The following is a 5,628-nucleotide window of genomic DNA, read 5'->3' on the forward strand; positions in this document are numbered from 1 at the left end:
AAATCACGCCGGAGCAGGCACACAGGAACGCCTTACAGCTTGCAGAGAATACGTCGGCATGGAAAGGGTTTGAGGTGCTTGTGGCTACCCATAAGGACAAAAAACATATCCATACGCACTTTATCGTCAATTCCGTCAATTTTGAGGACGGGCACAAGCTGCAGTGGAGCAGCGCCGACCTGCAGGAGCTGAAGGAGCGGTGCAACGCACAGAGCAGGGAGCAGGGGCTACACGTCTCAGAAAAGGGAAAGACCTTTGAAGGAGCGGAACGTGAGGAAACAGTGGCATGGAAAAAAGAGACGTACCAGCTTCTGAAGCAGGCGGAGCAGGGGAAAGTGAAAAGCTATGTCCAGGACATTGCCCTGGCAGTCCTGGACTGTAAGGAAACAGCGACCAGCCGGGAAAGCTTTATTCGGCTGATGAATGAAAGAGGGTACGGAGTGGACTGGCAGGACAGCCACAAATACATCACATATACCGACTTAGCAAGGAAGCAGGCAGGAGAAAAGGCTTGCAAAATTCGTAATAATAAGCTGGAAAAATACTACAACATGGGTTTTGGAAAGGAGGAACTGGAGCATGAGTTTGAGAGAAATGCACGAACAGCAGAAGTCAGAGCAGGCAAGTCCGAGAGAACAGCTCCAAGAACTGAACCGACAGAGCCGGACAGAGCTGGAGAACAGCCTGCTGAAGGAAGCCTTAGCTTTGTCGAGCGAGAGCTGCGAGGAATTGATGAAGCAGTCAAATCAAGGACAAGCAAGGGCAGAGCAGAACAGGCAGAGAGACGCCGAGCTGAGCAGGCAGCTCATCAGCGAGCTGAAGAAGCAAGTCGAGCAGTTAGAGAACAGCAACGAACTACTTCAGAACGCCATATCAGCCGGAATTGGGAGCCTGAGAGATGAGGTCAGAGAAAGTACCGTCCAAGAGGTAAAAAAGGCGTTACAGGCGAATATAGAGGCGGTACAGAAGGCAACAAAAGCTCTTGAAAAGCAGTCTGATACGCTTACAAGCGTAATGAAGCAGAAAGTCCGGGAGCTGGAGGAAAGCAAAAACAGCTTTTTCAGATATGAGGGCTTGAAGATATACCTGTTTTGGGGCGGTATGGTCTGTAATATTGGGACGTTTTTGATAGTGTTATATTATTTATTTGTCAAGTAAAGTTTTATAAAAATGTTATATATAATTAATGTTTTTTTGTTGAAAATATAGTATAGTAAAACAAAAAGGAGGGGATGCCAATGTACTTGTTGCTTTAGATGCTATAAAAATACATTGACATAGGAGGAAAATTAATGAGAAATATTCGCAGATCTGTAGCGTTAGCTTTGGCAGCAATAATGATGATGGCTATGAATATGGTTAGTTTTGCAGCAGATACAGCTCCTGCTGAAACCGAGGCGGTAGAATCGGTGACTCGTTCAACTAATGGAGAATCTGTTTTGCTGGATAAAGTATATTTTGCGTGTGATGGAAAAAACACAATTTCTTCTCGAGAACCTATTCCTGCTACAGCTTTAGATATTGAAAATAGAATTTTAGGAAGTATGGAGTATTTTTATGATGGTTTAGATTCATCTGGAAGACCGCAGTACACAGTTAAGGCATCTATGACGTCTAATCCATTAAAATTAAAATCCAGTAAACTTGTAACAAGAGCTGAAGGAGTAAATAGTTGGCATACAAATGAAGAAGATCATAATGGGTATACAGGAACTAATTCTCGAAGCTATGTATATACGACTCCGAATCCACCATCAAATCCATATTGTGAAGCAATATTAACCGCAACTGATGAGAAAGGTGACGAATACGCAGTATGGAAAGGAACTCTTCGTGATGCTAAGTAGAAAATACTGAAATATTGGTAAGAGTAGTGATGAAAATAAGAGGGAGTGAAGTGAGGATGAGATATTCTTAATTCACTCCCTTTTTTTAGAGGTCAAAAAGGTGCAATAAATTCATTGATAAGATAAGCGATAAGGGCGAGAGGGAGTGAGGTGTAGATATTGACACCAAAAAGGCACTCCCTTATACTTGATGGAAAAAGGTAAAATACTTCATTGATAAGATAAGCGGTGAAGGCGAGAGGGAGTGAGGTGTAGATATTGACACCAAAAAGGCACTCCCTTATACTTGAGAGAAAAAGGTGCAAAAATCTATTGATAAGATTAGCGGTCAGGCGGAGTAAGGGCAGTATATTATATAATATATCTAAGTAGGAGAAAAATATGCGTAGAAATACAAAAACAATGTATGAGTGGAGAAAGGTATATAGGGATAAAGAGGAGCTGATGTTGGAGAGAGGTTTTCCAGAGGTCAGCCCCCATGAGTTCTATCGTGACTTGTTCCCAGAGGGGAGCTTACAGAGTGCAGAGCATGACGGAAAAGGAAATGTGATTGCAACCCAGATAAGACCATCTGGAAAGGGAAGAACGAAGCAGTGGGTTATAGATGATAGTCTGAATATGCTTGATAAGGTCATAGGGGACGAGTTCGGACTGATACCGCCTATCACGTTCTATGGCAAGACACACACGAAGCAGAACGCACATGAACTGTATGCGGTTGCAATAGATATTGATTATGTCGGAAAACAGCAGTTGAAGAACCTCTTGAAGCAATTCGGGAACGGAGTACAGCTCCGACCGACCTACCTTGTGAGTTCTGGAAAGGGTGTCCATGCCTATTACTTTTTGAAAGAGCCAGTACAGTTGTATCATAATCTGGAAGATACCCTTGCGGAGCTGAAAGAAGCATTTATCCGCAGACTATGGAACGATACGAGCAGTATCAGACCAGACAGCCCAGATATAACAGGTATCTATCAAGGCTTTAGGTGTGTTGGGAGCCAGAGCAAGCTGGGGGCAGACTTCCCAGTGAAAGCCTATAAGATGTCGGATAACCGCTATACTCTGGAAGATATAAAGGACAGCATACCGAACTGTAAGGTTGATTTATCGGTACTTACAGAGAAGCCGAAGAAAGAAAAGAGTAAGCTGTCACTGGACGAAGCAAAGAAGCTGTACCCAGAGTGGTATCAAGAGCGAGTTGTAGAGGGCAGACCGAAGAAAAAAGGCACATGGGTGTGTAATGAAGCCCTTTATGAGTGGTGGAAGAACAAGATTTTTACCGAAGTAAAGGTAGGCGGTAGGTACTTCTCAATCATGGCATTGTGTGCGTATGGCTTGAAATGTGGCATATCTGAAAGACGAATAAGGCAAGATGCCTATTCATTTTTGGAGCATCTGGAGAGCCTTACAGATGATGAGGACAACCATTTTACAAGGGAAGATGTAAAGGACGCATTGAAAGCCCTCAAAGCTGATAACAAGCTACTTTCGACTATGGCAAGCCGAGAATGGATAGAGAAGCAGACGAAAGTTGTCATACCGCCAAATAAGAGGAACGGCAGAAAGCAAGCCACGCACTTAAAAATCGCACGTTTTACCCTTGAAACAATGAATGAGGACAGGGGCAAAGCTCTACAAGGGAGACCAGACAAGGCGAAGATTGTCGAAGAATGGAGAGAAAGCAACCCTCTGGGAACAAAAGCGGACTGCATCCGAGAGACAGGACTTGCAAAGCATACGGTTTATAAGTGGTGGAAGTAGGGCATACTTGAAATGCTGAAAGGCATATGCTATAATGCCAGTAGGCAAGAAAGACGAAAGTGCTCATTGTGGCACGCAAAAAGCCCCGGAGTTGCGACCTCCGGGGCTTTTCTATTCCGTTGTGGCAAGGTGGCTTATGCCTTAGGCTGGCTACCGCCTATTTATCTCCGTCCAGCCATTTGCAGATGTAGTAGGCGACTACACTTGCCAAGACAGAGAGTAAGAAAGACGAAAATATACTCATGGTGGCACACCCCCTTTCTGTACCTGTATAGGGGTGGTAGCGTTGCCCATTATACCATAGTGGCAGAAATGCCACAAGAAGCCATTTCCCCTTGTTTATTATCAGAGCCATAAGGAAAAGAGTGTCAAGGGCGGTCGAAAGACCGCAGCGTTTACCCTTGATACTCTTTTTTGTTGGCTATCATGCCGGAGGGGGAAACGGCTGTCCGTCCGTTCCGTCACTTCCCCTTGTGCTTCATTGTCTGTTCCGGCGGAAGAAAGTAAAGGGTGGTCTGCGACCATTTTTTATCTGCTGCATTCGCTGATCGGCAAGCCGAAGCTCATACTGCAGATAAAAAACAAGCCCTTGACTGTCTCCCTCCTACACTTCCAAAGTCGCCCAAGAGGAAGTAAGCTCCACTGTATTTCTGGCGAAATCCACGCACGAATATATCCGCTTGACAAGTGGCTATCACTATGCTATATTATGTGTAGCGGATATATTGCAAGTTCCCTAAAGTGATAGCCTAACGGCTACACTTTAGAACTTGTGAGGGTGGCAAAGCCCCCCTTCAATCCCCCTTTGAGTGACCGCAGATATGCGGTAAATTGTTGAGTGATAGCCAAGAAGAAAGAGAGGTAAAAGCATGAGTTGGGGCGAGGAACAGCAGAAAGAAATTGAGACAATCAGAGAGAGAAAAATCACAGTGAAATTGTCGGACGCAGATTGTGACCGACTGGCGAGAAAGTGTGGGAAGCATGGTCTGACAATCGGAGAGCTGATAGAGAATTTTGTCGGAGATTTGGTGGGCGGTACTTACTCCAATGGAAGTGATGAAAGAGATTATGCTGACCAGTGGTTCGAGCGTTGTTGGTTCGGAATGTTCCCAGAGCCTACACTGCTGAATCACTTATTGAATTTGGGTTATGAACCAGAGCATTATCTGGATATGTTGGAGAACGTAGAGACAATAAAATCCGACATTGAAATTACTAAACAGAACATAGCAGAGCCAAGTGATGAATGGAAAGACATTGTGTACCACAAGTATAATGATGATTTTACAAGCTATGAGTGTGTGCCTTGTTACAATAGTGTTGATGAATATATAGCAAGCGAAAAAGAAGATTTAGAAAGCTATAAGGCAGACTTAGAAGAAGCACTGGAAGAACTGAAAGACATGAGAGCGGACTGGAAGCCAGAGAAAGAGCCGAACATGAACGAGGAAATCGAACTCATTAAGAAGTGGGTAAAGGAAAGAGAGGACTTCATCAATGAATAGGACAAGACCGAAGCAGATAGTTATAAGAGTGTCAGAGGAAGAACTTGCACAGATAAAAGAAAAAGTAGAGCAGTCTGGAAAGAGCCAACAGCAATATATCATTGAAGCCCTCACACAGTCGAACATTGTCAATCTGGACGGACTGAAAGAGATATATCCAGAGCTGAAAAGGCAAGGCAACAATCTGAACCAGATAGCCAAGAAGCTGAATGAAAATGGATATGTGGACTATAAGCAAGAGCTTCCTAACACCATGAAAGAGGTGAGAGAAGTATGGCAGTTATTAAAGCAGTATCTTCAAAAGCAGGCATAGGGCAAGCACTGGACTATGTGACAAAAGAGGAAAAGACAGAGGATAAGCTTGTCAGCGGTCTGCACTGTGAACCAGATACAGTAAAGGACGAAATGCAAGCCACCAAGGAACTATGGGAGAAAACCGGGGGAAGGACATACAAGCACTTTGTCCAGAGCTACCATAAGGACGAGAAAATCACGCCGGAGCAGGCACACAG

Annotated in this window: 6 protein-coding genes; all 6 read left to right on the forward strand. The window is 44.2% G+C overall.

Annotated elements, in window-relative coordinates:
• Positions 1-902 (forward strand): relaxase/mobilization nuclease domain-containing protein (locus tag DW251_RS17540; protein ID WP_118301893.1); only part of this gene is annotated, 902 nt, incomplete at its 5' end.
• Positions 903-1,292: 390 nt separating this feature from the next.
• Positions 1,293-1,847: a hypothetical protein gene (locus tag DW251_RS17550; protein ID WP_002595445.1), complete on the forward strand. Its 555-nt coding sequence runs from the start codon at positions 1,293-1,295 to the stop codon at positions 1,845-1,847.
• 381 nt (positions 1,848-2,228) lie between these two features.
• The gene (locus DW251_RS17555) at positions 2,229-3,611 is read left to right on the forward strand and encodes a hypothetical protein (RefSeq protein ID WP_002595441.1); all 1,383 of its coding nucleotides are present in this window, start codon (positions 2,229-2,231) and stop codon (positions 3,609-3,611) included.
• Between the two features lie 869 nt (positions 3,612-4,480).
• Positions 4,481-5,116, forward strand: coding sequence for a hypothetical protein (locus DW251_RS17570; RefSeq protein WP_002595442.1), 636 nt, complete (start codon positions 4,481-4,483; stop codon positions 5,114-5,116).
• A complete protein-coding gene (gene mobC, locus DW251_RS17575; RefSeq protein ID WP_002595443.1) occupies positions 5,109-5,429 on the forward strand; it encodes a plasmid mobilization relaxosome protein MobC in 321 nt (106 codons plus the stop codon). Before DW251_RS17570 ends, mobC begins: the two co-directional genes overlap by 8 nt.
• Positions 5,390-5,628: relaxase/mobilization nuclease domain-containing protein (locus DW251_RS17580; protein WP_147523073.1), on the forward strand; the 239-nt coding region annotated here is incomplete at its 3' end. The genes mobC and DW251_RS17580, both read left to right, overlap by 40 nt.

Source organism: Clostridium sp. AM22-11AC (genome assembly GCF_003473545.1).
Lineage (GTDB): Bacteria > Bacillota > Clostridia > Lachnospirales > Lachnospiraceae > Enterocloster.